The 23,780-nt window shown below is 68.1% G+C and carries 25 protein-coding genes; 12 read left to right on the top strand and 13 right to left on the bottom strand.

Annotated elements, in window-relative coordinates; genetic code table 11:
* The first annotated feature begins 39 nt into the window (after positions 1–39).
* Positions 40–1,500: an MFS transporter gene (locus tag ACWFRF_RS14905; RefSeq protein WP_378628251.1), complete on the top strand. Its 1,461-nt coding sequence runs from the start codon at positions 40–42 to the stop codon at positions 1,498–1,500.
* A gap of 18 nt (positions 1,501–1,518) precedes the next feature.
* Here ACWFRF_RS14905 and ACWFRF_RS14900 read toward each other — a convergent pair whose 3' ends face one another.
* On the bottom strand, positions 1,519–1,992 hold the full coding sequence (locus ACWFRF_RS14900) for a PPOX class F420-dependent oxidoreductase (RefSeq protein WP_378992304.1): 474 nt from the start codon (positions 1,990–1,992) through the stop codon (positions 1,519–1,521).
* A gap of 99 nt (positions 1,993–2,091) precedes the next feature.
* Between ACWFRF_RS14900 and ACWFRF_RS14895 the strand changes: the two genes are divergently transcribed.
* The gene (locus tag ACWFRF_RS14895; RefSeq protein ID WP_452450380.1) at positions 2,092–2,676 is read left to right on the top strand and encodes a DUF1345 domain-containing protein; all 585 of its coding nucleotides are present in this window, start codon (positions 2,092–2,094) and stop codon (positions 2,674–2,676) included.
* Here ACWFRF_RS14895 and ACWFRF_RS14890 read toward each other — a convergent pair.
* Both ACWFRF_RS14890 and ACWFRF_RS14885 read right to left on the bottom strand, forming a co-directional pair.
* Positions 2,666–4,012, bottom strand: a complete 1,347-nt coding sequence (locus tag ACWFRF_RS14890; RefSeq protein WP_452450378.1) for an aminotransferase class III-fold pyridoxal phosphate-dependent enzyme — start codon at positions 4,010–4,012, stop codon at positions 2,666–2,668. The two genes, ACWFRF_RS14895 and ACWFRF_RS14890, sit on opposite strands and share 11 nt — an antisense overlap.
* A gap of 17 nt (positions 4,013–4,029) precedes the next feature.
* A complete protein-coding gene (locus ACWFRF_RS14885; RefSeq protein ID WP_452450376.1) occupies positions 4,030–5,520 on the bottom strand; it encodes a CoA-acylating methylmalonate-semialdehyde dehydrogenase in 1,491 nt (496 codons plus the stop codon).
* Positions 5,521–5,628: 108 nt separating this feature from the next.
* Between ACWFRF_RS14885 and ACWFRF_RS14880 the strand changes: the two genes are divergently transcribed.
* The gene (locus ACWFRF_RS14880) at positions 5,629–7,251 is read left to right on the top strand and encodes a PucR family transcriptional regulator (protein WP_452450374.1); all 1,623 of its coding nucleotides are present in this window, start codon (positions 5,629–5,631) and stop codon (positions 7,249–7,251) included.
* A gap of 10 nt (positions 7,252–7,261) precedes the next feature.
* On the opposite strand, the gene ACWFRF_RS14875 is transcribed toward ACWFRF_RS14880, so the two are convergent.
* Positions 7,262–8,110 (bottom strand): SGNH/GDSL hydrolase family protein, encoded by an 849-nt coding sequence (locus ACWFRF_RS14875; protein WP_452450373.1) that lies wholly within the window; start codon positions 8,108–8,110, stop codon positions 7,262–7,264.
* A gap of 22 nt (positions 8,111–8,132) precedes the next feature.
* Positions 8,133–8,777, bottom strand: a complete 645-nt coding sequence (locus ACWFRF_RS14870; protein ID WP_378992315.1) for a LysE family translocator — start codon at positions 8,775–8,777, stop codon at positions 8,133–8,135.
* A gap of 19 nt (positions 8,778–8,796) precedes the next feature.
* Between ACWFRF_RS14870 and ACWFRF_RS14865 the strand changes: the two genes are divergently transcribed.
* Together ACWFRF_RS14865 and ACWFRF_RS14860 are read left to right on the top strand one after the other, a co-directional pair.
* Positions 8,797–9,537 (top strand): NADPH-dependent F420 reductase, encoded by a 741-nt coding sequence (locus ACWFRF_RS14865; protein WP_379313996.1) that lies wholly within the window; start codon positions 8,797–8,799, stop codon positions 9,535–9,537.
* A gap of 89 nt (positions 9,538–9,626) precedes the next feature.
* Positions 9,627–10,259, top strand: a complete 633-nt coding sequence (locus tag ACWFRF_RS14860; RefSeq protein ID WP_387442298.1) for an HD domain-containing protein — start codon at positions 9,627–9,629, stop codon at positions 10,257–10,259.
* Between the two features lie 105 nt (positions 10,260–10,364).
* Here the strand turns inward: ACWFRF_RS14860 and ACWFRF_RS14855 are convergent, their stop codons facing one another.
* A complete protein-coding gene (locus ACWFRF_RS14855; RefSeq protein WP_387442301.1) occupies positions 10,365–11,054 on the bottom strand; it encodes a type 1 glutamine amidotransferase domain-containing protein in 690 nt (229 codons plus the stop codon).
* A 77-nt stretch (positions 11,055–11,131) separates the two neighbouring features.
* On the opposite strand from ACWFRF_RS14855, the gene ACWFRF_RS14850 reads away from it, so the two are divergent.
* From ACWFRF_RS14850 to ACWFRF_RS14840, 3 genes are all read left to right on the top strand, one after another.
* The gene (locus ACWFRF_RS14850) at positions 11,132–12,049 is read left to right on the top strand and encodes a LysR family transcriptional regulator (protein WP_379315220.1); all 918 of its coding nucleotides are present in this window, start codon (positions 11,132–11,134) and stop codon (positions 12,047–12,049) included.
* Between the two features lie 78 nt (positions 12,050–12,127).
* Entirely contained in the window at positions 12,128–12,409 is a 282-nt protein-coding gene (locus ACWFRF_RS14845; protein WP_378992324.1) for an ArsR/SmtB family transcription factor, read from the top strand.
* On the top strand, positions 12,409–12,801 hold the full coding sequence (locus tag ACWFRF_RS14840) for a VOC family protein (protein WP_378992404.1): 393 nt from the start codon (positions 12,409–12,411) through the stop codon (positions 12,799–12,801). Before ACWFRF_RS14845 ends, ACWFRF_RS14840 begins: the two co-directional genes overlap by 1 nt.
* On the opposite strand, the gene yaaA is transcribed toward ACWFRF_RS14840, so the two are convergent.
* From yaaA to ehuB, 5 genes are all read right to left on the bottom strand, one after another.
* Complete coding sequence (yaaA, locus tag ACWFRF_RS14835; RefSeq protein WP_379315221.1) at positions 12,791–13,537, bottom strand: peroxide stress protein YaaA; 747 nt, start codon at positions 13,535–13,537, stop codon at positions 12,791–12,793. The genes ACWFRF_RS14840 and yaaA overlap by 11 nt on opposite strands.
* A 114-nt stretch (positions 13,538–13,651) precedes the next feature.
* Positions 13,652–14,407 (bottom strand): ectoine/hydroxyectoine ABC transporter ATP-binding protein EhuA, encoded by a 756-nt coding sequence (ehuA, locus tag ACWFRF_RS14830; protein ID WP_379315222.1) that lies wholly within the window; start codon positions 14,405–14,407, stop codon positions 13,652–13,654.
* Positions 14,408–14,411: 4 nt separating this feature from the next.
* Entirely contained in the window at positions 14,412–15,059 is a 648-nt protein-coding gene (gene ehuD / locus ACWFRF_RS14825) for an ectoine/hydroxyectoine ABC transporter permease subunit EhuD (protein WP_378992328.1), read from the bottom strand.
* The gene (ehuC, locus tag ACWFRF_RS14820) at positions 15,056–15,772 is read right to left on the bottom strand and encodes an ectoine/hydroxyectoine ABC transporter permease subunit EhuC (RefSeq protein WP_378992329.1); all 717 of its coding nucleotides are present in this window, start codon (positions 15,770–15,772) and stop codon (positions 15,056–15,058) included. The genes ehuD and ehuC overlap by 4 nt, the downstream gene beginning before the upstream one ends.
* Positions 15,773–15,779: 7 nt before the next feature.
* Positions 15,780–16,649 carry an ectoine/hydroxyectoine ABC transporter substrate-binding protein EhuB gene (gene ehuB, locus ACWFRF_RS14815; RefSeq protein WP_378992405.1) on the bottom strand — a complete coding sequence of 290 codons (870 nt, stop codon included), beginning with the start codon at positions 16,647–16,649 and terminating at the stop codon, positions 15,780–15,782.
* A gap of 276 nt (positions 16,650–16,925) precedes the next feature.
* On the opposite strand from ehuB, the gene ACWFRF_RS14810 reads away from it, so the two are divergent.
* Both ACWFRF_RS14810 and ACWFRF_RS14805 read left to right on the top strand, forming a co-directional pair.
* Positions 16,926–18,674: a proline--tRNA ligase gene (locus tag ACWFRF_RS14810; RefSeq protein ID WP_452450369.1), complete on the top strand. Its 1,749-nt coding sequence runs from the start codon at positions 16,926–16,928 to the stop codon at positions 18,672–18,674.
* 262 nt (positions 18,675–18,936) lie between these two features.
* The gene (locus ACWFRF_RS14805) at positions 18,937–20,688 is read left to right on the top strand and encodes an acyl-CoA dehydrogenase family protein (protein WP_452450367.1); all 1,752 of its coding nucleotides are present in this window, start codon (positions 18,937–18,939) and stop codon (positions 20,686–20,688) included.
* A 57-nt stretch (positions 20,689–20,745) separates the two neighbouring features.
* On the opposite strand, the gene ACWFRF_RS14800 is transcribed toward ACWFRF_RS14805, so the two are convergent.
* Together ACWFRF_RS14800 and ACWFRF_RS14795 are read right to left on the bottom strand one after the other, a co-directional pair.
* Positions 20,746–21,177 (bottom strand): ferritin-like domain-containing protein, encoded by a 432-nt coding sequence (locus ACWFRF_RS14800; protein WP_378992332.1) that lies wholly within the window; start codon positions 21,175–21,177, stop codon positions 20,746–20,748.
* Positions 21,174–21,881, bottom strand: coding sequence for a hypothetical protein (locus ACWFRF_RS14795; protein ID WP_452450366.1), 708 nt, complete (start codon positions 21,879–21,881; stop codon positions 21,174–21,176). The genes ACWFRF_RS14800 and ACWFRF_RS14795 overlap by 4 nt, the downstream gene beginning before the upstream one ends.
* A 231-nt stretch (positions 21,882–22,112) precedes the next feature.
* Here ACWFRF_RS14795 and rimP point away from each other — a divergent pair, with 231 nt between their 5' ends.
* Positions 22,113–22,745, top strand: coding sequence for a ribosome maturation factor RimP (gene rimP / locus ACWFRF_RS14790; protein ID WP_452450364.1), 633 nt, complete (start codon positions 22,113–22,115; stop codon positions 22,743–22,745).
* Positions 22,742–23,770, top strand: coding sequence for a transcription termination factor NusA (gene nusA, locus ACWFRF_RS14785; RefSeq protein WP_378626517.1), 1,029 nt, complete (start codon positions 22,742–22,744; stop codon positions 23,768–23,770). Before rimP ends, nusA begins: the two co-directional genes overlap by 4 nt.
* Positions 23,771–23,780 lie beyond the last annotated feature (10 nt).

Below are 23,780 nucleotides of genomic sequence, written 5' to 3'. Positions count from 1 at the left end.
TTACACTGCCTCACTGTGCTCGATAAACCCGCTGCGACGATGCAGTATCCGGTGAAGCAGCGGGCGTTCGGCCTGGCCATCCTCGTGCTGAGCGGTCTGCAGTTCATGGTGGTGCTCGACGGCACCGTCGTGATCTTCGCGCTGCCGCGCCTGCAGCAGGACATGGGGCTGTCCAGTTCGGGCAGTGCGTGGACGGTGACCGCCTACGGGCTCACCTTCGCGGGGTTGATGCTGCTCGGTGGCAGGCTCGGCGACGCGTTCGGCCGCAAACGCATGCTGATCTACGGTGTCGGCCTGTTCACCGCCGCCTCGCTGGCGTGTGGTCTGGCCACCGGTGAGGCGATGCTGCTGATCTCGCGCGCCTTCCAGGGCGCGGGCGCCGCCATCGCGGCACCGACCGCGTTCGCACTGGTTGCGACCACCTTCGCACCCGGACCGGCCAGGAACCAGGCGATCGCGATCGTCGGCTCGATGGCGGGCATCGGATCGGTCGGTGGCCTCATCGTCGGCGGTGCGCTGACCGAGGTCGGGTGGCGCTGGATCTTCCTGATCAACGTCCCGATCGGCGCGCTCATCGTGCTCGGCGCGGTCTACAAGCTCACCGACACCGAACACCACCGCACTCCGCTCGACATCAAGGGCGCGATTCTGGGCACCCTGGCCTGCGCGACGATCGTGTTCGGTGCCACCGAGGGCCCGGCCATGGGCTGGACGAGCCCGCTGATCCTCGGTTCGCTGATCGGCGGTTTCGTCCTGCTGGTGATCTTCGTTTTCGCCGAGCGACGCGAATCCGATCCGCTGCTGCCGTGGTCGCTGTTCGACAGCCGCGACCGGGTCGCCACCTTCGTTCTGATCTTCCTGGCCGGTGCGGTGCTCGGCGCGATGACATTCTTCGTCGCCCAGCTGCTGCAGAACGTGCTCGGCTACAGCCCGCTGCTGGCCGGTGTCGCCTCGATCCCGTTCACCATCGGCATCGGTGTCGGCGGTGCCGTGGCCTCCAAGGCCGCGTTGGTGATCGCGCCGCGCTGGTTGCTCGCCACCGCGGGTGTGGTGCTCGCCGTCGGCCTGTTCTTCGGGTCGACGCTGGACCGGCACGTGCAGTACCTGCCGACGCTGCTGGCCCTGCTGCTGGTGATCGGCTTCGGCGTCGGGATGGCGATCGTGCTCGCTCCGCTCTGCGTGCTGGTCGGGGTTCCGCCGTCGAACATCGGCCCGCTCTCGGCGGTCGGCCAGATGTTCATGAGCCTGGCGACACCGATCGCCATCGGTCTGCTCAGCCCGATCGCGGCGTCACGCACGCTGTCGCTCGGCGGCAGCGATACCCCCGGCGCGAACACGACGCCCGCCGAGATCGACGCGCTCAACAGTGGCTACACCCTGGTGCTGTTCATCTGCGCGATCATCGCCGCCGTCGCCGCGCTCGTCGCGCTGACCGTGCGCTACACCCCGCAACAGCTGGTGCAGGCACAGCACGCGCAGGAAGAGGCCCAGCGGAGCTGACTCCGCCGGGCCCGCTGGTCAGAAGCGTCCGGCGACCTTGGTGGGGGTGACGCGGATGACGACGCGTTCGGCGTCGTCCACCGAGGCCGGGTTGAACTCGCGATACGGCTTGCCGGTGTATTTGAGCGACATCTCGTCCGGCAGCGCCCGCTCGGGATCCGGTGTGGTGGTGGCGGTTCCGCGTACCTCGGCGTACAGGAACGGCCGCTCCGGCGGGTTCACCATCACGGTGATCCGCGGGTCACGCACCAGGTTCTTGGCCTGCTGCCGTGAGACGGTGGTGGAGAACAGCAGTTCGTCGCCCTCGCGTTTGATCCAGACCACGGTCAGATGCGGATGCCCGTTGGGCCCGACGGTGGCGACGGTCGCGTAGACCTTCTCCTCGTCGAGGTACGACTTCAGTTCATCGGAAAGCACTGCGGTATCGGTCACGCTCTTGGACAACGCATTGCCCGGCCGGGGAATTCCGGTCAGGATTCGATCGGTGGTCACAAGTAGCCGGAGCGCGTCGACCAGTCGCGCGGCGCGGAAACGCCGCCGCCGGGCGCGGTGTCGGTGTGTCCACGCGGCGGCGTGGTAGACGTTGCGGCCATGAGTCGCACGCTGGTGTGGGTACTGGAGCTCGGGCTGACCGTCCTCGGTGTGGTCTGGTTGTCGCTCTTCTCGTGGACAACCGGCGGGATCGGCCTGCTGCTGGTCTGGGATCTGCTGGCCGTCGCCTATGTCGCGTCGGGCTGGCTGCTGTTGCGCCGCGACCTGCCCGACGACTCCATCGACTGGATCGGTCCACGCTGGTACACCACCACTTTCGCGGTGGTGGCCAGTGGCGCCGGGCTGGCGGCCGGGATGATCATGATCGGCGCCCGCGACAGCGATGCCGACAACGCCGTCGCGGCGGCGACGGTGCTGATGTCGTGGTTGCTCCTGCACACCGCGTTCGCGCAGATCTACGCGCGGGCCCAGTTCGCCGACGGGGGACTGCGTTTCCCGGAGTGCCCGGTGCCGCAGCTGTCGGAGTTCGTGTACTTCTCGTTCACCATCGGTACGTCGTTCGCGGTATCGGATGTGAAGGTGGTGCACCGGTCGATGCGCCGGCGCGTCACCGCCCACAGCGTGCTGAGTTTCTTCTTCAACGCCGCCGTCGTCGCCGTCGCGATCGACTGGATCAAGGGGTAGCGACGGTGTGCGCGTCGGCGACGGTGAGGGCTTGGTCGAGGATGGCGAGCCCCTCCTTGGCCTCGGCCTCGGTGATCACGCACGGCGGGACCACGTGCAAGCGGTTGAAATTGACGAACGGCAGCATCCCGCCTGCGCGGCAGGCGGCCACCAGTTCGTTCATCGCGGGGCTGGTGCCGCCGTAGGGGGCCAGTGGCTCGCGGGTGGCCCGGTTCCGGACCAGCTCGACGGCCCAGAAGACACCGAGCCCGCGGACTTCGCCGATGCTCGGATGCCGTTGCGCCAGTTCACGAAGGCCGGGCCCGATGACCTGCGCGCCGATGTCGGCGGCGTTCTCGACAATGCCTTCCTCGGCCATCGCGTTGATCGTCGCGACGGCAGCGGCGGTGGCCAGCGGATGACCGGAATAGGTGAGCCCGCCGGGATACGGGCGGTGGGCGAAGGTCGCCGCGATGGCCGCGTTGATCGCCACGCCGCCGAGCGGGACATACCCGGAGTTCACGCCCTTGGCGAAGGTGATCAGATCGGGCACGACATCGAAATTGTCGATGGCGAACCACTTTCCGGTCCGGCCGAAGCCTGCCATCACCTCGTCGGCGATGAAGACGATGCCGTGCTTGTCGCACAGCGCGCGCACTCCACGCATGTACTCCGTGGTCGGCACCATGATGCCCGCGGTGCCCGGGACCGACTCCAGGACGACCGCGGCGATGGTGGCCGGACCCTCCATCTCGATGGTGCGTTCCAGATGCGCCAGCGCGCGTTCGGTTTCCTGCGCCTCGTCGGTGGCGTGGAACTCCGAGCGATACAGGAACGGGCCGAAGAAGTGCACGGTGCCGGTGTTGCCGTGGTCGTTGGGCCAGCGGCGCGGGTCGCCGGTGAGGTTCACCGCGGTCTCGGTGCCGCCATGATAGGAGCGGTAGCGCGAGAGCACCTTGTAGCGGCCGGTGTGCAGTCGCGCCATCCGGACGGCGTGCTCGACGGCGTCGGCGCCGCCGTTGGTGAAGAAGATCGTGTCGAGGTCACCGGGCGTGCGTTCGCTGATCAGGCGGGCCGCTTCCGAGCGGGCATCGTTGACGAACGAGGGTGCGACAGTGCACAGCTTGGCCGCCTGCTCCTGGATCGCGGCCACGACCTTCGGATGCTGGTGGCCGATATTGGTGTTCACCATCATCGAGGAGAAGTCGAGCAGGCGGTTGCCCTCGCCGTCCCACACGTAGCACCCCTCGGCGGCGGTGAGCACCGTCGGCGTGAGAGTCGCCTGCGCGGACCAGGAATGGAAGACGTGGCGGCGGTCGAGCTCGTAGGCGCGAGCGGCCTCTTCGGAAAGCGTCATGGCGAAGTCTCCTGAAGTCACTTGTTCTGTGGGAAACCGAGTTCCAGCCCACCGTGGCTCGGGTCGAGCCAGCGGGTGGTGACCGCTTTGGTGCGGGTGAAGAAGTGCACGCCGTCGGTGCCGTGCGCGTGCGAGTCACCGAACAGGGAATTCTTCCAGCCGCCGAAGCTGAAATAGGCCATCGGCACGGGGATCGGGACGTTGATGCCGACCATACCCACCTCCACCTCGTGCTGGAACCGTCGTCCCGCGCCGCCGTCGTTGGTGAAGATGGCGGTGCCGTTGCCGTAGCGGTTCGCGTTGATCAGCGCCACCGCCTCCTCATAGGTGCCGACCCGCACGACCGACAGCACCGGGCCGAAGATCTCGTCGGTGTAGACGCTCATGGTCGGGGTGACCTCGTCGAGAATCGTGGGGCCCAGCCAGAATCCGTCCGGTGCGCCGTCGACGGTGAGATCGCGCCCGTCGAGCACCACCCGGGCACCGGCCGTCTCGCCCGCGTCGATGTACTCGGCCACCCGGTCGCGGTGCGCCCGGGTGATCAGCGGGCCCATCTCGGCGCCACCGGTGCCGTCACCGGTGACGATGTTCGCGGCTCGTGCACTGATCTTGGTGACCAGGTCGTCGGCCACCCCGCCGACGGCGACGACCACGCTGATCGCCATGCACCGCTCACCCGCCGACCCGAAACCGGCGTTCACGGCGGCATCGGCGGCCAGGTCCAGATCGGCGTCGGGCAGTACCACCATGTGGTTCTTCGCGCCGCCGAGCGCCTGCACCCGCTTGCCCGCCGCGGTGCCGCGCTGGTACACGTACTTGGCGATCGGGGTCGAGCCGACGAACGAGACGGCCTTGACGGCCGGGTTGTCCAGGAGCTCGTCGACGGCGACCTTGTCGCCCTGCACGACATTGAACACACCGTCGGGCAGGCCTGCCTCCTGCCACAGCCGCGCCAGCCACAGCGCCGCCGACGGGTCCTTCTCGCTCGGCTTGAGCACCACGGTGTTGCCCGCGCCGATCGCCAGCGGGAAGAACCACATCGGCACCATGGCGGGGAAGTTGAACGGTGCGATGATCGCGACCGGACCCAGCGGCTGCCGGATCGAGTAGATGTCGACATCGGTCGAGGCGTTCTCAGTGAAGCCGCCTTTGAGCAGATGCGGGACACCACAGGCGAATTCGACGACTTCGAGCCCACGGGTCACCTCGCCGAGCGCGTCGGCGGCCACCTTGCCGTGTTCGGCGGTGATCACCGCGGCCAGTTCGGTCTTCCGCTCGGCCAGGAGTTCGCGGAAGCGGAACAGCACCTGGGTGCGGCGGGTGAGCGAGGCGTCACGCCAGGAGGCGAAGGCCATCGTCGCGGCGTCGATCGCGGCGCGGGTGTCGGCCACATTGGCCAGCGCCAGCTCCCCGGTGACGGCGCCGGTGGCGGGATTGGTCACCGGCGCGGTGGTCTCGCTGCTGCCGCTGACCGATTTGCCGTCGATCCAGTGCCCGATGGACTGCATGAATGCCTCGTGTCGCCGGTGGTGTGGTGCTTCCACCCTGGTCCATCCTGAGCCGTCGGCGGGCCGACGATATGTACACAATCGCGGCATTCATATTACGATTCGTCAATGCTGATGACCGTGGCCGATGTGCTCGCGACGCCGGTGATGCAGGCCGGGCAACCCGAGGTCATCTGTGCCGCGAACCTGGACCGGGCGGTGCGCTGGGTGCATGTCAGCGACCAGGCCGAGGTGGCCGACCTCCTGGTCGGCTCGGAGTTGATCCTGACCACCGGGCAGGCGCTCGCCGCTCCTGAGCAGGCGCGGATCGTCTACCTGAGATCGCTGTCCGCCGCCGGCGTCGCGGGACTGGTCGTGGAGCTGGGCAGCTACGTGAGCGAGCTGGGTCCCGTCGTTGCCGCCACGGCCGCCGAACTCGGGTTGCCGGTGATCGTGCTGCACCGGGTGACCCGCTTCGTGGAGATCACCGAAGCCGTCCATCGGGCGATCGTCGCCGACCAATACGCCGAACTCGAATTCGCGCGCACCGTGCACGAGACCTTCACCGAGCTGAGCGTGCGCCGCGCCGCGCTGGCCGAGATCGTGCACACGGCCGCGAGCATGCTCGACGCGTCGGTGGTGCTGGAAGACCTGTCGCATCGGGTGCTGGCGGTTACCGCCCGCCACACCAGTTCGGCCGCGCTGCTCGATGATTGGGAATCGGTGTCGCGGATGCTGCCCGACGGGTCCGGTGTGGTCGGCGTCGGACCGCACACACAGCGCTGGGGCAGGCTGATCCTGCGCACCGACCATGCCCACACCGCGCGGGTGGGCATGGTCCTCGAACGCGCCGCGCAGACCATCACCCTGCACCGGATGATCGACAAGGACCGTTTCGGCCTGCACCGCCAGGCCCAGACCGGCCTGATCGCCGATTTGGTGGAGGGCCGGGTGATCGACGAGCGCGACGCGCAGGCGCGCGCGGCCGCCCTCGGTCTGCACCGCCGGGCTCGTTATGTGCCGCTGGCGATCGAGATCGATACCGAGCCGGCACCGGATCCGGTGGCGGCGCAACGACGCAGCGAGGCCATCGTCGAAGCGCTGACGCATGCGCTCGGCCTGGTCGACGCGTCGGCGCTCAGCGCGGCGGAACATCGGCGAACCCGCGGTGGCTCCGATGGGGAGCAGGTCACCGTGATCCTCGCGGTGCCGCGGGGCGGCGACGTCGACGGCCGGCTGGCGACGGTGTGTTCGGCGGTGCTGGCCGAGGTCCGCCGGGTCGACAACGTGCGTCGTGCGGTCGTCGGCGTCGGCGCCGACTCCGATTCCCTCCTCGACACCGCGGGCAGGCTCGCGCATGCCGCGGGTGTCGCCGAGGTAGCCCTGTCGATGACCGCGGCGGCGAATCGCGCGTTCTTCCGCAGCGCGGATATTCGTCTGCGCGGTCTGCTGTCGCTGATCCGCGACGAGCCCGGCGTGCAGAGTTTCGCCGAGGCCGAACTCGGGGCACTGCTGCGCTACGACATCCGCCACACCGCCGACCTCACCGGTACGCTGCGCCGCTTCCTCGACCTGGCGGGCAACAAGACCGAGCTCGCCAAGGCGCTCGCGATCAGCCGGCCCACCCTCTACGACCGTCTCGCCCGCATCGAACGCGTCCTCGCCGTCGACCTCGACGACGGTGAATCGCGCACCTCCCTGCACGCCGCGCTGCTCGTGCGCGACCTCACCGCGGGTGGCGCGAAGCTCTAGACCGCAGGGGTCAGCGGGAAAGGACTCCGGTCGACTCGACGGCGGCGACGATCAGGTCCGCGACGCCCCGTTGGCCCGCGAGGGTGGGGTGATAGGGGAGCAGGGTCTGATCGGCGAGAATCGGATCGAACCAGCGGACGCCAGGGTCGGCGCACATCCCGAATTCGCGGGAGGCGGTGACGGTATCGATGTACACGGCGCCGTGGTCGGCGGCCGCCCGCGCGACGACGGTGTTGAGGCGTTCGAACTTGGACTGGATGTAGGCGGCGTCGGCGGGAAGCAGGCCGAGCATGGCCGGGCAGCTGGTGTTCGTGAGATAGGTGGGCCACCCGTCGACGAAAACGGTCGCCTCGGGTGCGCGCCGGGTGATGTCGGCCAGCGCGGCGGCGTAGGCGGGCGCGATCGCGTCTATCCTGTTGTCCCACTCCGGATCTGCCTCGGCGGCACAACCGCCGCTGAGTGCTCCGGCGTGACAGTGGCCGAGGATGAACTCGGTCATGCCGGCGTCGTTGGCGCCCATGTGCAGGGTGACGATCCGGGTGGCGGGACCGAGTGCGTCGAACTGGGGGTCGATCCCGGCGCCTTGCGACCCGTACAGATCCGGGATCTTCGCCGAGCTGCAGGTCCGGTCGTCCAGCGCCAGCCCGAGTTTTTCGGCGACCAGCTTCGGCGCGTTGGCGGTGGACCGCACACAGCGCAGCGGAGCCGTCACGTCGAGATCGACCGCACCGGTGGTGGCTGCCCCGGAATCACCGAGCGCGACGTAGGTGGCGCCCGGCCGCACCTCGGCCTGTGCCACCGCGTGCGTCGACACCGAGACCATCAGCGCCACAGCGCCGGTGAGCAGCAAGCTCTTCATCGAAGATCCTGACGGTTGTAGTTCAGTCTTTGCGACCGGTGAGAGCGAGTGACGTGCCGAGCCCGATCATCACCAGGCCACTGGTACCGCCGATGGCGGCGAGACGGCGTGGCGACCGCGCGAACCAGGACCGTGCCGACCCGGCCGCGAACGCCCAGAGCGAGTCGAAGATCAGGCCGAACACGGGGATGCAGAGCCCGAGGATCAACATCTGCTGAGGGACCGCACCGTGCGTGGTATCCACGAACTGTGGCAGCAGCGCCGCCAGGAAGACGATGGTCTTCGGGTTGGCGGCCCCGACGATCACGCCGTCGCGCAACGCCGCCATCGGACTGTGCGCGGCCACGTCCTGCTCGGCGTGAAAGGCAGTCCGTAGCGCGTCACGATGGCGAATCGCCTGCACGCCGAGATAGACCAGATAGGCGGCGCCGACCAGTTTGATCGCGGTGAACACCGCCGCCGACGCCGCCACCACCGCGCCCAACCCGAACGCGACTGCCACGACTTGGCCGTACACCCCGACCGCATTGCCCAGCACGGTCATCAGCGCCGATCGTCGCCCGACGGTGAGTGCCCGGCCGATCGTGAACAAGACGCTGGGTCCGGGCACGATCACCAGCAGAAACGCCAAACCCGCGAACGAGACCAGATGAGCCGACGACACCATCGCCCCACGCTATCCGGCAGTGGGCGCGGTGACAACGGCCGCGGTGCGCGGGAACAACGATGCGGTGGTGGCGGTTGTGCTGCGCATGACGACACTCGGATTGATCGGTAGCGGACATATCGGATCCACCGTCGCGCGGCTGGCGGTGGACGCGGGTTATGACGTGGTGCTCAGCAACTCACGCGGACCGCAGACCCTGGCGGATCTGGTCGCCGAGCTGGGTCCGCGGGCTCGGGCGGGTACCCCGGCCGAAGCGGCCGAAGCGGGCGACTATGTGGTGGTCACGGTGCCGTTGAAGGCGTATCGGGACGTACCGGTCGCACCGCTCGCGGGCAAGGTCGTGTTCGACACCAACAACTACTATCCCGACCGCGACGGCGCCTTCCCCGAACTCGACGCCGACCAGACCACCACCAGCGAACTGCTGCAACGCCACCTGCCGGAATCGAAGGTGGTCAAGGCGTTCAACAACATCGCCTACGCCAACCTCGCCGAACTCGCGCGCCCGGTCGGTGCCGCGGACCGGTCTGCCCTGCCCGTGTTCGGCGACGACCCCGACGCCAAGAAGCTCGCCACCGACCTCATCGACGCCATCGGCTATGACGTGGTCGACGGTGGGTCCCTCGCCGAAAGCCGCCGCTCCCAACGGGATACCCCGGTTTACGTACGCCCCTATGCCGCCGACGACAACTGGCCGCCCGCCTCGAAGCCCGCGGGCGCCGAGGAGGTGCGTGCGGCCCTCGCCGCCGCCGAGGTCTGAGCGCTGAGCGTCGTCCGGCCGGCCGCGACCGGCCGGACGACCAGTTTCGGGGGGTTGTGGGTGTCGGTACCGACGACGAAACTTGTTGTATGAGTGCGTTGTCACAGAACCTGATGGACCGGTGGATCGCATTGGCCGGGATCGGGGCCGAACAGATCGGTGCCGGAGTAGTGGGGCGCTACAGCGAACCGCACCGCCGCTACCACACCGGCACGCACCTGGCGGTGATGCTCGCGGCCATCGACGAATTGGCCGATGCCGCAACCGATATCGACGCCGTGCGCTACGCGGCGTTCTTCCACGACGCGATCTACGCCGTCGCCCGGGCCGACAACGAGGAGCGCAGCGCCGACCTGGGCCGTGACATCCTCGAATCACTCGGTGCCGCACCGGAATTGGTCGAGGAGGTAGTGCGGCTCGTGGTTGTGACCCGTGGGCACCGTCCACAGCCCGGTGACGCGAACGGCGCGGTGCTCTGTGATGCCGACCTCGTTGTGCTCGGCGGTAGTCCGCAGGAATACGCCGCCTACACCACCGCGATCCGCGCCGAATACGCCCACGTGCCCGACGATCTGTTCCGGGCCGGGCGCGCCTCGGTGCTGCGCAATCTGGCCGACCAGCCCCGCCTTTTCCGCACCGACCTCGCCCACGACCGGTACGAGGCGATCGCCCGCGCCAACCTCGCCGCGGAACTCGCCGAACTCACCGCGGAGATCGGCTGACCGGCCGACTGCCCCTGTCTCGGTGGCTCCGGTGATCCCGGGTTACCGACCCGGCGGCACCGGCTGCGGTCGTCGACGACCGCAGCCGGTCGATACGGCGCTGTGTCAGAGGGCGGTGAGCATTTCGGCGGCCAGCGGGCCCGCGGACGCGGGGTTCTGGCCGGTGTAGAGATTGCGGTCCACCTCGATGTGCGGGGCCCACGGGTCGCCTTCGCGGTAGTCGGCACCGAGTGCGACCAGGCGATCCTGGAGCAGCCACTTCGCCTTGTCGGCGAAGCCCGCCTGGGTTTCCTCGGCATTGCTGAACGCGGTGAGGCGGTAGCCCGCGAAGGGGGAGTTGCCCGATTCGGCGGTGGCGAGTAGCGCGGCGGGGGCGTGGCAGACGATGCCGAGCGGTTTGCCGGAGGCAAGGGCGTTGACGAGCAGGGTGCCCGAGACCGGGTCGACGGCGAGATCTTGCATCGGGCCGTGTCCGCCGGGATAGAAGACGGCGTCGTAGTCGGCGAGGTCGACCTTGTCGAGAGCGAGCGGATTCCGCAATGCGTCGGCGCCGGACAGGATTTCGGCGACCGCCGCCGCACCGTCGGCGCCACCGTTGACCTCGGGGGCCAGGCTGGCCTGGTCGACGGTCGCGACAACGCCGTCCGGGGTCGCCACGGTAACGGTGTGGCCCGCGGCGGTGAAGGCCGCATAGGGCGCCGTGAATTCCTCGGCCCAGTAGCCGGTGGGATGTTCGGTGCCGTCGGCCAGTGTCCAATGATCAGTGCCGGTGAGAACGAACAGGATGTGTGCCATGGGAACAACGCTAGGGTTGATGGCATCTCCTGACCAATAGGATTGCCTATATGAGACATAGGTCAGCCGATGGATCGATGGATCTGGTGCAGCTGCGGACCTTCCTTGCCGTGTTCCGCACCGGCTCGCTCACCGCGGGCGCCGCCCAGGTCGGGCTGTCCCAGCCGACCGTGACCACGCAGATCCAGGCGCTCGAACGGCACCTCGGCAGGCCGCTGTTCGAACGCCTGCCGCGCGGGGTGACGCCGACCGCCGCCGGTCACGAGCTCGCGGCACGGGTGGGCGGTCCACTCGAGGAGCTGGAGGCGGTCGTCAGCGGTGCGGCGACCGCCCGGGCGGCCCCGCCCGAGCCGCCGGTGCTGCTCGGTGGACCGGCGGAGATGCTGGCCGCCAAGATCGTGCCCGCGTTGTCGCCGTTGGTCGCCGACGGTGTGCGGCTCACGGTCAGTACCGGCCTGACCGACGAGTTGCTCGCTCGATTGCATTCGGGGGCGCTGGACCTGGTCTTCGCCACCACCCGCCCACGCGGTCGGACCGTGCTGGCGGAACCGCTCGTCGACGAGGAATTCCTGCTCGTCGCAGCCCCGTCGATCGCCGACCGGATCGACGCCGACCGTCTGCGGGCCGAGGGCCCGATCGCGCTCGACGGCATCCCGCTCGTCAGCTACGCCGCCGATCTGCCGATCCTGCGTCGCTACTGGCGCCATGTCTTCGAGACCCGCCTGGAAACCGAGCCCGCCCTGATCGTCGGCGATCTGCGCGCGGTACTGGCCGCTGTCACCTCGGGGGCGGGGATCAGCGTGCTTCCGCACTACCTGTGCGGCCGGGAACTGGCCGACGGAACGCTGGTCACGCTGCTCGATCCCGCCGACCCGCCGATCAACACCGGCTTCCTGGCCCGCCGGATCGGCGCACCGTCGCGACCACACGTCGACGTGGTTCGCGCCCGGTTGGTGGAGGCGGCGCGAGGTTGGCGGGCGGGGTGTGGCGCTTGACAGGCAAGCGAGCACTTGCGCTTGACAGGCAAGCGCACACTTGCCTATGGTTCGAGGGGAGTGAACGGAGCGTGCAGAGTGACCGATATCTTCACCGCGTTGGCGGATTCGACACGACGCGCGCTGCTCGACGAACTGGCTGATCGCGACGGGCAAACCCTGTTCGAATTGTGCGCCCGCCTCGTGAACAAGCACGGCATCAGCTCGTCACGTCAGGCGATCACCCAGCACCTGGGCGTGCTCGAGGAAGTCGGTCTCGTCCATACCCGCCGGCAAGGCCGATACAAGTTCCATCACGCCGATTTCACGCCGCTACAGGCGATTTCGGTGCGTTGGCCCATCCCTCAGGAGGACACATGATCCGCATCGGAGTGACCAGCGTTTTCGTCGACGACCAGGCCAAGGCCGAGGCCTTCTACACGGACGTGCTCGGCTTCCAGGTCAAAGACAAGGTCTCGCTCGGCGAATTCGACTGGCTCACCCTCGTCTCACCCGCCGATGTCGACGGCATCCAGTTGTTGCTCGAGCCCGACCAGCATCCGGCCGCCAAGGCCTACAAAACGGCACTGAGCGCCGAAGGTATCCCCGTCATCGTCTTCACCGTCGACGATCTCGACGCCGAATACCGCCGGCTGCTCGACCGCGATGTCTTCTTCACGCAGGCCCCCGCCCCGATGGGCGCGTTCGCCACCGCGGTGTTCGACGACACCTGCGGCAACCTCATCCAGCTGATGGCGCCCGTCACCGAGTGATGATCAGAAGTTCGGTGGGGGAGGCGATTTCGGCGCGCAGGCCTGCCTTGGTGGCTACCCGGGTAACGGCGCGGATGTCGGTGGGGTCGGCGCGGGTGAGGACCAGCGCGCGGGCGAGCAGACCCTTGTGATGTTTGTTGAAGTGGCTGACCACCGTGCGTGAGCCGTCCGGGTGCTCGGTGAGCACATTGGCGGTGATGGCGCCGGGGACTCGGCCGAGTTGCTGGTAGGTACCCGACCGCAGGTCGATGACGAGCTCGCCCGCGGCCTCCGCGTAGAGAGCGTCGGGCAGCACGTCGCGCCAGAGGGCCGAAAGTGTCGGCAGCCCTGGCAGTTTGGTGCCGCCGGAGAGGCGGTAGGCGGGGATGGGGTCGGCCGCGCGAACCGCGCCGAACAGGGCCGATCCGATCCCCAGGCGGGCGAATGCCTTGGCCCGCTGCACCGTGGTGAACGACTTCGCGTCCAGGGCGTCGTAGAGGACCCCGGTGTAGCGCTCGAGGGCGGGGCGGGTCGCCGACGTGCGCAGGCTCGCGTTGCGGGCGATCTCCGCGTCGGCGCCTTTACCCAGACCGAGCACCGCGGCCGAGGCAGCGGGGTCGGCCGCCAGCTGGACGACCTCGGTGATCAACTTGTCGCGAATCGCGCTGAGCTGCGGCATCGCGAGATCGGCGAGTTCCAGCGGCACGCCCGATCCGCCGTCGGACTTGGTTTCGGAGGGAGGCAGCAGCACCAGCACGATCGACAACGGTAATCGTCGCCGCAACCACCACCGCGCCCCGCCCCGCCGCGGACCGGTCGTCCGGCGGTCAGCGGCCTCGCTGGACCCGCCCCGATCCGCTGTCCGCGTGGTTCAGCGCACGGCTTCGAGGAACTTGCGCGTGCGCTCGTTGGTCGGTGCTTCGAAGATCTGCTCCGGCGGGCCCTGTTCGACGATGCGGCCGGAGTCGAACATCAGGACCCGATCCGAGACCTCGCGCGCGAAACGCATCTCGTGGGTGACGATCAGCATGGTGATGTCGGTGGTTTCGGCGATGGTGCGCAGCACGTCGAGGACGTCGCCGACCAGTTCCGGATCCAAGGCCGACGTCACCTCGTCGAGCAGCATGACCTTCGGATCCATCGCGCAGCACCGGGCGATCGCGACCCGCTGTTGCTGCCCGCCCGACAGCTGCGAGGGATGCGCGCCGGCCTTGTCCGACAGGCCGACGACGTCGAGCAGATGGCGAGCACGTTCGCGCGCTTCGTCTTTCGACTTGCCGAGCACATGGATCGGCGCCTCGGTGATGTTCTCCAGCACCGTCATGTTCGGGAACAGGTTGAACTGCTGGAACACCATGCCGATCTTGGTCCGCACCGCGCGCAGGTGTTTCTCCTTGGCGGGCACCAGCTTTCCGCCGCGCTCGGTGTGGGTGAGTGGTTCACCGTCGACCCAGATCACGCCGTCGCTGATCGTCTCCAGGGTCATCAGCAGCCGCAGAATGGTGGTCTTGCCCGACCCCGACGGCCCGATCAGGGTGACCTTCTCCCCGCGGCGCACGCTGAAATCGAGGTGATCGAGCACGGTGAGGTCGCCGAAGCGTTTGACCACCTGATCGAATCGGATCATCTCGTCAGTAGTAGGCAAGTCGCTTCTCCAGTCTTCTGATCAGCACAGACGTCGGGTAGCTGGCGACGAGGAAGAACACCCCGGCCATCGTGATCGACTCCAGGTACGCGAAATTGCGTGCCCCGAATTGCTGTGCGGCGGTCACCAATTCGACGACCGAGATGGCGAACAGGAACGGTGTGTCCTTGAACATCGAGACGGCGTTGGTGCCGAGCGCGGGCAGGCTCGCCCGGATCGCCTGCGGCAGCACCACCGCGCCCCAGGTGCGGGCAGGCGGCAACGACAGGGCGCGCGCTGCCTCCCACTGTCCCTTCGGCACCGCCTCGATCCCGGCCCGGTACACCTCGGCCAGGTAACTCGAATAGTGGATGCCCAGCACCACGATGCCGATCTGCAACGCCGAGAACTGCGTGAACAGTGTGTAGGCGAACAGCAGCTGCACGACCAGCGGGGTGAGCCGGACGAACTCGCTCACCGCGTGCACCGGCGCGGCGATCGGGCGCGGCATCGTGCGACGGATGATCGCGATCGCCAGCCCGAGCACCGCGGCCAGGGCGAAGCCGAGCACCGTGGCCAGCAGTGTGATCTGGAAGCCGTCCCACAGCACCGGCAGCGCCTCGCGGGCGCGCTCCCAACTCCATTCGGCTCTCATGGCGCCACCTTCGTGTCGTCGGGCGCCAGGCTGAGGACCTCCTTGAGCGACGCGCCGCGACCCAGCTTGGTCTTGGCGCGGGTTTCGAGCAGGTTCATGCCCAGGGTGAGCAGGTAGCCGAGGACGAAGTAGATGACCAGGCCGACACCGAAGGAGAACAGCGTGTCGCTGGTGGTCTTGCGCAGGTCACCGATCTCGTAGGTCAGGTCGTGCAGGGTGATGTAGGACGCCACTGCGGTGCCTTTGAGCAGGTGGACCAGCAGATTGGTCAGCGAGGGCAGCATCAGCGCCCATGCTTGCGGGAACAGCACCCTGCGCATCCGCTGCCACGGACTGAAGTTCAGCGCGACCGCCGCCTCGAACTGCGCGCGCGGCACCGCGTTGAGCGCGCCGCGCACCACCTCGGCGCCGTAGGCGCCGTAGTTGAGGCCGAGCGCCAGGATGCCGCAGAACAGCGGGTCGAGCTTGTAGCCGAGCAACGGCAGTACATAGAACAGCCAGAAGATCTGCACCAGCAGTGAGGTGCCGCGGAAGAATTCGATCATGACCCTGGCACTGCCGCGTGCCGCGAGATTGCGCACGCGGGCGGTGGTGCCGAGGGCGAGGGCGAGGACGAACGCGAGCAGCGCGCCGCCGATGGTCAGCTCCAGCGTGACCGCGATGCCCTGCCACAACGAGGGCAGGGCATCGCGGACCGCATCGACATTGCTCATGCGTGGATCAGATTTCGCCCTTGCACAGCGCGGCCGTCGTGTACTTCGGATCGGGCAGCTCGCGCTCGGTGAACCCGAATTTCCCGACGATCGACAAGTACTTGTCCTTGTCGCCGGTGATCTTGGCCAGCTCGGCGTTGTAGGCGGCGAGCAGATCGGGATCGGTGGTGCGGAACACGGTGCCACCGGCGCCGACCTGCGGTTTGCCGTCGATGACGGCCACGAACGACGGTGTTACGTCGACCGCGGCGTTGGGGGTGTGGCTCTTGAGCCAGTTCAGCGAGATCGCGGTGAGTGCGAACACGTCGGCGCGCCCGGAGGTGACCGCGTCCATTCCGTCCTGCGGGGTGCCGACCTGGGTGGCGTCGATGCCCAGCGAGCTGGCGTAATCGGATTCGATGGCGCCGGTCATCGCGGCCATCTTCGCGCCACCGGCCTTGATCGACTGCATATCCGTCAAATTCATCGGATTACCGGGTTTCACCATCAGTGCGGTGGTGTACATGAATTCCGGTTCGCTGAAAGATGCCTGTTCACAGCGTTTCGGCAAGATCGACATCCCGGCGCTGACCGCGTCGAAGCGATTGGCCTGCAGACCGGGGATCAGTGCGCCGAACTCGGTCTGCACACCGTCGACGGTCTTGATGCCGAGGTTGGCGAAGATCTCCTTGTGCAGGGCCACCGTGGCACCGGTGAGCTGGCCTCCCTCTTCGAACGAATAGGGCGCCTCACCGGCGAAACCCACGGTGATCGTGCCCTTGTCCTTCAGCGACTGCAGGAGCTGACCGCTCTCGGTGGTCTCGGTCTTGGTGCATCCGGCGAGGGCCGCGGCCACCAACGCGGCTCCGGTGAACACCGCTGTACAGCGCTTCGACATGGATTTCGTCTCAGCCATTGTGACCTCTCGCAAGGGCAGCGTCACCGCCACCAATTTTCTGTTGTAAGTGCGTAATTGACTTATAGAGAAAATCTAGTCACGTAAGAATTGCCAGATGCGGTTACGTTATCAGGTTGTTATCTGATGATTGAAATAGATTTGTAGTGGGTAACCTGGTATGCGCTCTTTTGTCGGAACCGGTTTTCGGGGGCCTGCGGGCGCCCAGGTGGTAATCGGCTGTCGCCCCGCGCGGACCAGGGACTACCCTGTGCATTCGTGATCACCCGCCTCTCCCGCCTGTTCCTGCGCACCCTGCGAGACGATCCCGCCGACGCTGAAGTGCCCAGCCACAAACTGCTCGTTCGCGCCGGCTACGTCCGCCGGGTCGCCCCCGGCGTGTACTCGTGGCTGCCGCTCGGTCTGCGCACGCTGCGCAAGATCGAGGACGTGGTGCGCCAGGAGATGGACGCCACCGGCGCCCAGGAGATCTCGCTGCCCGCGCTGCTGCCGCGCGAGCCCTACGAGACCACCAACCGGTGGACCGAGTACGGGCCAGGCCTGTTCCGGCTCAAGGACCGCAAGGGCGGCGACTACCTGCTCGGGCCCACCCACGAGGAGCTGTTCGCGCTCACCGTCAAGGGCGAGTACAACTCCTACAAGGATCTGCCGGTCACGCTCTACCAGATCCAGACCAAGTACCGCGACGAGGAACGTCCCCGCGCGGGCATCCTGCGCGGGCGCGAGTTCGTGATGAAGGACTCCTACTCCTTCGACATCGACGACGACGGTCTCACCAACAGCTACGCCACCCACCGCAAGGCCTACCAGGCCATCTTCGACCGGCTCGACGTCGAGTACGTGATCGTGGCCGCCACCTCCGGCGCCATGGGCGGCAGCGCGTCCGAGGAGTTCCTCGCCGCCAGCCCCGTCGGTGAGGACACCTACGTGCGCTGCGTCGAGTCCGGCTACGCGGCGAACGTGGAAGCCGTGGTCACGCCCGCGCCCGCGCCGCTGCCCATCGAGGGCCAGGCCGCCGCGGTCGAATACGACACCCCGAACACCCCCACCATCGCGACGCTGGTCGACTGGGCCAACGAGGCGAAGGTCCTCGACCGCACGGTGACCGCCGCCGACACGTTGAAGAACGTGATGGTGAAGCTGCGCCACCCCGACGGCAAGACCGAGATCCTCGGCATCGGCGTCCCCGGTGACCGCGAGGTCGACGACAAGCGTCTGGGCGCCGCCGTCGAACCCGCCGAGGTGGAACTGCTCACCGAGGCCGACTTCGCCGCCAACCCGTTCCTGGTGAAGGGCTACATCGGCCCGAAGGGCCTGGCCGCCAACGGTGTTCGTTACCTCGTCGACCCCCGCGTCGTCGACGGCACCGCCTGGATCACCGGTGCCGACGTGGCGGGCAAGCACGTTGTCGGCCTGGTCGCCGGCCGCGACTTCACCCCCGACGGCACCATCGAGGCTGCCGAGGTCCGCGACGGCGATCCCTCGCCCGACGGCGCGGGCCCGCTGGTGTCCGCCCGTGGCATCGAGATCGGTCACATCTTCCAGCTCGGCCGTAAGTACACCGACGCCTTCGATGTCGACGTGCTCGGCGAGAACGGCAAGCCGGTGCGCCTCACCATGGGTTCCTACGGCATCGGTGTCTCCCGCATGGTCGCGGTGATCGCCGAACAGCAGCACGACGAGAAGGGCCTGCGCTGGCCCGCCGAGGTCGCCCCGTTCGACGTGCACGTCGTCATCGCCAACAAGGACGCCGCCGCCCGCGACGGCGCCGAACACGTCGTCGCGGGCCTGGACGCCGAGGGCCTCGAGGTCCTCTTCGACGACCGCACCGCCTCGCCCGGCGTGAAGTTCAAGGACGCCGAACTGCTCGGCATGCCCTGGATCCTGGTCATCGGCCGCGGCTGGGCCGAGGGCAAGGTGGAGCTGCGCAACCGCTTCACCGGCGAAGCCGAGGAGATCCCGGCCGAAGACGCCGTCAGCGCGGTCACCGCCAAGGTTCGCGGCTGAGTTCATCGCACGAATCGCGCTGTCCCACTTGATGTGGGGCAGCGCGATTGCTGTCTGTAGGACCGCGCCGCGGACCGGTTCGTACGTCCTGGCGCATCTCCTCGGCGAGAGTTGCTCGGCATCTGGGCGAGGCCGGAAATCTGGTTCTTGTGCGATCGGGGGGAACAGCAAGTTGTTCGAACTTACGGCTACGTAGGCGAAAGTGCTGGTAGGGGGTGTGAGGGTCGGCGTGGCGAGTGGGCGGCGCTGATAAGTTAACGGCATGACGAGTTCGCCCAGCCTGCTGTTCAACCCGGCCACCTACGACCCGCAGCACTTCGACGCCGAGACGCGGCGGCTGCTGAAGGTCACGATCGAGTGGTTCGAGTCCAAGGGCAAGGCGCAGCTGCTGGTCGAGGATCGCGACGCGGTGTGGACCTCGGAGTTCCTCGAGTTCGTCGGCAAGGAGAAGCTGTTCGCGACCTTCCTGACCCCGGCCGCCTACGCCGACGGCGACCCGAACAAGCGCTGGGACGCGGCCCGCAACGCGGCGCTGGCGGAGATCTTCGGGTTCTACGGACTGGCGTACTGGTACGCCGAGCAGGTCACAATCCTCGGCCTCGGCCCGATCTGGCAGAGCGATAACGAGATCGCCAAGCGCAAGGCCGCCGCCGATCTCGACGACGGTCAGGTGATGGCGTTCGCGCTGTCCGAGCGCGACCACGGCGCCGACATCTACAACACCGACCTGATCCTCACCCCGAGCGAGCCGGGCAGCGCCGACGCCGAGGCGGGCATCCTGTTCCGGGCGAGCGGCGAGAAGTACTACATCGGCAACGGCAACGTCGCCTCGATGGTGTCGGTGTTCTCGCGCCGCGCCGACGTCGAGGGTCCGGCGGGCTACATCTGGTTCGCCGCCGACAGCCGCCACGACGACTACCACCTGATCGAGAGCGTCATCCACGGTCAGATGTATGTCAGCCACTTCCGGCTGGAGAACTACCCGGTGACCGCCGCCGACCTGCTGCACGAGGGGCCGGAGGCCTTCTCGGCCGCGCTCAACACCGTCAACGTCGGCAAGTTCAACCTCTGCCACGGCGGCATCGGCATGGTCGAGCACTCGTTCTTCGAGGCCATCACCCACGCCAACAACCGCATCCTCTACGGCAACCCCGTCACCGACTTCGCCCATGTGCGCGGCAATTTCGTCGACGCCTACGCGCGGTTGATCGCGATGAAGCTGTTCAGCGACCGCGCCGTCGACTACTTCCGCAGCGCCTCGCTCGAGGACCGCCGCTACCTGCTGTTCAACCCGATGACCAAGTCCAAGGTCACCTCCGAAGCCGAGGTCGCGATGACCCTGCTGCTGGATGTGCTGGCGGCCAAGGGGTTCGAGAAGGCCACCTACTTCGCGCAGGCCTCGCGCTACATCAACCACCTGCCGCGCCTCGAGGGTACCGTGCACGTGAACGTGGGCCAGATCCTGAAGTTCATGCCGAACTACCTGCTCAACCCGAAGGAATACCCGGCGATCGGCACCGACCTCGCCCCTGGCGACCAGCCGTTCTTCTGGCAGCAGGGTCCGGCGCGCGGCGCGGGCAAGGTGCAGTTCGCCGACTGGACCCCCGCCTACGAGCAGGCATCCGCGGTCCCGAATGTCGGCCGGTTCTACGAGCAGGCCCAAGCGCTGCGCAGCCTGCTGCTCACCGCGGCTCCCGATGCGGACCAGCAGAAGGACCTGGACTTCATGCTGACCATCGGCCACCTGTTCTCCACGGTGGTCTACGGGCAGCTGATTCTCGAGCAGGCCGAGCTCACCGGGCTCGACCGCGATGTGCTCGATCAGATCTTCGACTTCCAGATCCGCGACTTCAACACCCAGGCGGCGGCGCTGCTCGGCAAGCCGTCGGTCACCGAGGCTCAGCGTGCCTGGGCGATCGGGGCCCTGCGCAGCCCGGTTGCCGACGCCGAGCGTTTCGGTCGGGTGTGGCAGCAGGTCGAGGCCTACGACGGCGCGTACGCGATGCGCCCGTAGTCGGGCCCTCGGTTGCGGGTAGATCGCCGATCTACCCGCAACCGCCGACTCGGTTCGCTACGCCCGTCCCGGGAAGGTGACGGTGACCGGGACCGATCCCAGAATCGTCTGCCAGCGGGCGCGGCGAACGGCGGCCTCGGTGAGGGCTTCCGTCGCGGTGGCGCGCACCACTTCGTCGGTCGCGTTCTCCACGACCGCGTACCACGCTGCCGCGCAATCGGTTTCGACGCTCACCGCGAGATGCGCCGCGGGGATCGGGTCGTCGACCGGGGCGGGTGGGGTGTAGGCGGCGCGGGGAGCGTCGGGCGCGGTGCCCTCCGCTTCGAGCAGTTCGACCGTGCTGTCGCGACGTGCTCGATGCGCGGCGCTGAACTCGGCGACCAGCCGGGACCGGTCGGCATTGGCGTACGCGGCGATCAGGCCGTAGGAGTAGACGGCCGCGTACTCGGCATCGAGTGCGCTCTGCAATGCCGTTCGCTGTTCGGTCATGTCAGCAGGACTCCTGCCTGGGTGGCGCAGGCCGCGCTGATCGACGCGAGAAGACCTGCGCGATAGCCGGTTTCGGTGCGGGCCAGGGCGGCGGCGGACTGTTGGGACCGGACCAGCTGATCACGCACTTGCGCGAGGGTGGCCGGCTGCGCGGACGCGGTCTCGGCCTCCGAGGCCGGGACCGGCGATCCGCCGGGGCCGGGCACGGTCACGGCGCCCGTGCGATGAACGGGCGTGGTGCCGTCGCCGTACACGCCGATCACCCGGTCGATTTCGGTGCGGAGCGCGTCGGCGTGCGCGGTGCGCTCGGTGGCGATCGTGCTCAGCGCGGCATTCGACTGGGGTGCCAGCGCGATCGCCGCGGTCGCGGCCGCGGCATCGGCGCGAGCCAGAACTTCTTGCGCGGCAAGAGGATCCGGCGCGTGGACGGTATCGTCCTCGGTGCAGGCGGCCAGCGTGGCCACCACGGGAAGGCCGATCGCGCTCGCGCCGACGAGTCGGAGCACGGTGCGGCGGCGCCAGGCAGGCCGGGTGTCGACCCGTCCGGTCGCCGACGGCGAAAGCTGCTGCACCGGTGTGGGATGCGGCACTACGGCGGGCGGCGGCGACGCGGTCGCGCCGGTGGGAGCCTGCGTCGGCCCGGCGAGGTGCGCGGCGGCGGGCTCGACCCGTAACCGAGAGGGTTCGTGCCGGTCGGAACGCATGCCGGAAGGTCGCCCGGCTCTCGGCGGGACGGAATGGCGGTGGGGCACGTTGACCATCGTGCCAGATCTCACGCGGGCGGCTCGCATGCGTGCTGACAGGCCTCGGGCACGCCGAGTCGGACCGGTGCGTGGCGCTCAGCGCCTGGTCCTTTACACTCTCTGAGCGCGTTACGCTAGACCTTCGGCGTAGATATTTCCGATCGCGTCACAACTGAACCAGGAGCCGCCCATATGCCGATGCCCACCGAGGAAAGGGTGAGCCAGCTAGTCGCTGAGCTCGTCGCACGCCGGGGATTCGACCTCGAGGGCGTCGCGATCGCCGCCGCGGGCAATGGCGAGCTGGCTCCGGTTCGAGTGAAGGTCACCGTCGACAGCGACGGCCCCGCCGACCTGGACGCCATCGCCGCGCTCAGCCGCGAGATGTCCGAACTTCTCGATGCCGCAGGCGATTTCGGCGAAGCCGCCTATCTGCTCGAAGTGACGACTCCCGGCGTGGAGCGCCCGCTCACCACCGAACGGCATTGGCGGCGCGCACAGGGCCGCAAGGTCCGCGTGAAGCTGGCCGACGGCGCCGAGCGGATCGAGGGCAAGGCCCGTTTCGACGCGCGCGTCGGCCAGTTCACCGACGACGCCACCGCCATCGCGCTCGTCATCGGCGGCAAGGTGAAGCCACACCGCGTGCACGTTCCGGTCGTCGATATCGCCGAGGCTGTCGTCCAGGTCGAGTTCAACGCACCGGGCGCCGCCGAACTCGAGCTCGCGGGCGGTATCGCACCGGGCCGCCCGGTACCGGGCGACGAACCCGCCGACCTCGCCGCACCAGGACAACACAGTGACACTCCCACCGAAGGGGTTGCGGAATGAATATTGAAATCGAAGCCTTGCGGGCGATCGTCGCCGACAAAGGTATCTCGATCGAGACCGTGATCTCGGCGATCGAGTCGGCACTGCTCACCGCCTACCGGCACACCGACGGCCACGAGGCCAACGCGCGCATCGACATCAACCAGAAGACCGGTGTGGTGCGGGTGATGGCGCGTGAGCTCGACGCCGACGGCAACCTCGTCTCCGAATGGGACGACACCCCGGAGGGTTTCGGCCGCATCGCCGCGACCACCGCCCGCCAGGTGGTGCTGCAGCGGCTGCGTGACGCCGAGAACGAGAAGTCCTTCGGCGACTTCGCCACCCACGAGGGTGAGATCGTCGGTGGTGTGGTCCAGCGCGACGCCAGGGCCAATGCCCGCGGCATCGTGGTGGTACGCATCGGCAGCGAGGCCAACGGCGCCGAGGGACTGATCCCGCCCGCCGAGCAGGTGCCGGGCGAGACCTACGAGCACGGCGACCGGATCAAGTGCTACGTCTACGGTGTCTCGCGTGGCCCGCGTGGCCCGCAGATCCAGCTCTCGCGCACCCACCCGAACCTGGTGCGGCGGCTGTTCTCGCTCGAGGTGCCCGAGATCGCCGACGGCTCCGTCGAGATCGTCGCGGTGGCGCGCGAGTCGGGACACCGGTCCAAGATCGCCGTGCAGTCCACCGTGCCGGGCGTGAACGCCAAGGGCGCGTGCATCGGCCCGATGGGTCAGCGCGTGCGCAACGTGATGAGTGAACTGGCGGGCGAGAAGATCGATATCATCGACTACGCCGAGGATCCGGCGACGTTCGTCGGCAATGCGCTCTCGCCGTCGAAGGTGGTTTCGGTCACTGTCGTCGATCCCGACGCCAGGGCGGCACGGGTGATCGTGCCCGACTTCCAGCTCTCCCTCGCCATCGGCAAGGAGGGCCAGAATGCCCGCCTGGCTGCTCGTCTGACGGGCTGGCGCATCGATATCCGCAGCGACGCGGCTCCGCAACCGGACGACTCCGCCCGGCCGGAAGCGCACCGTAGCTGATCCGAACACG

This window comes from Nocardia sp. NPDC055165, assembly GCF_053606985.1.
Note: the sequence above shows the minus strand (reverse complement) of the source record. Positions and strands in the feature narration are given on the sequence as shown.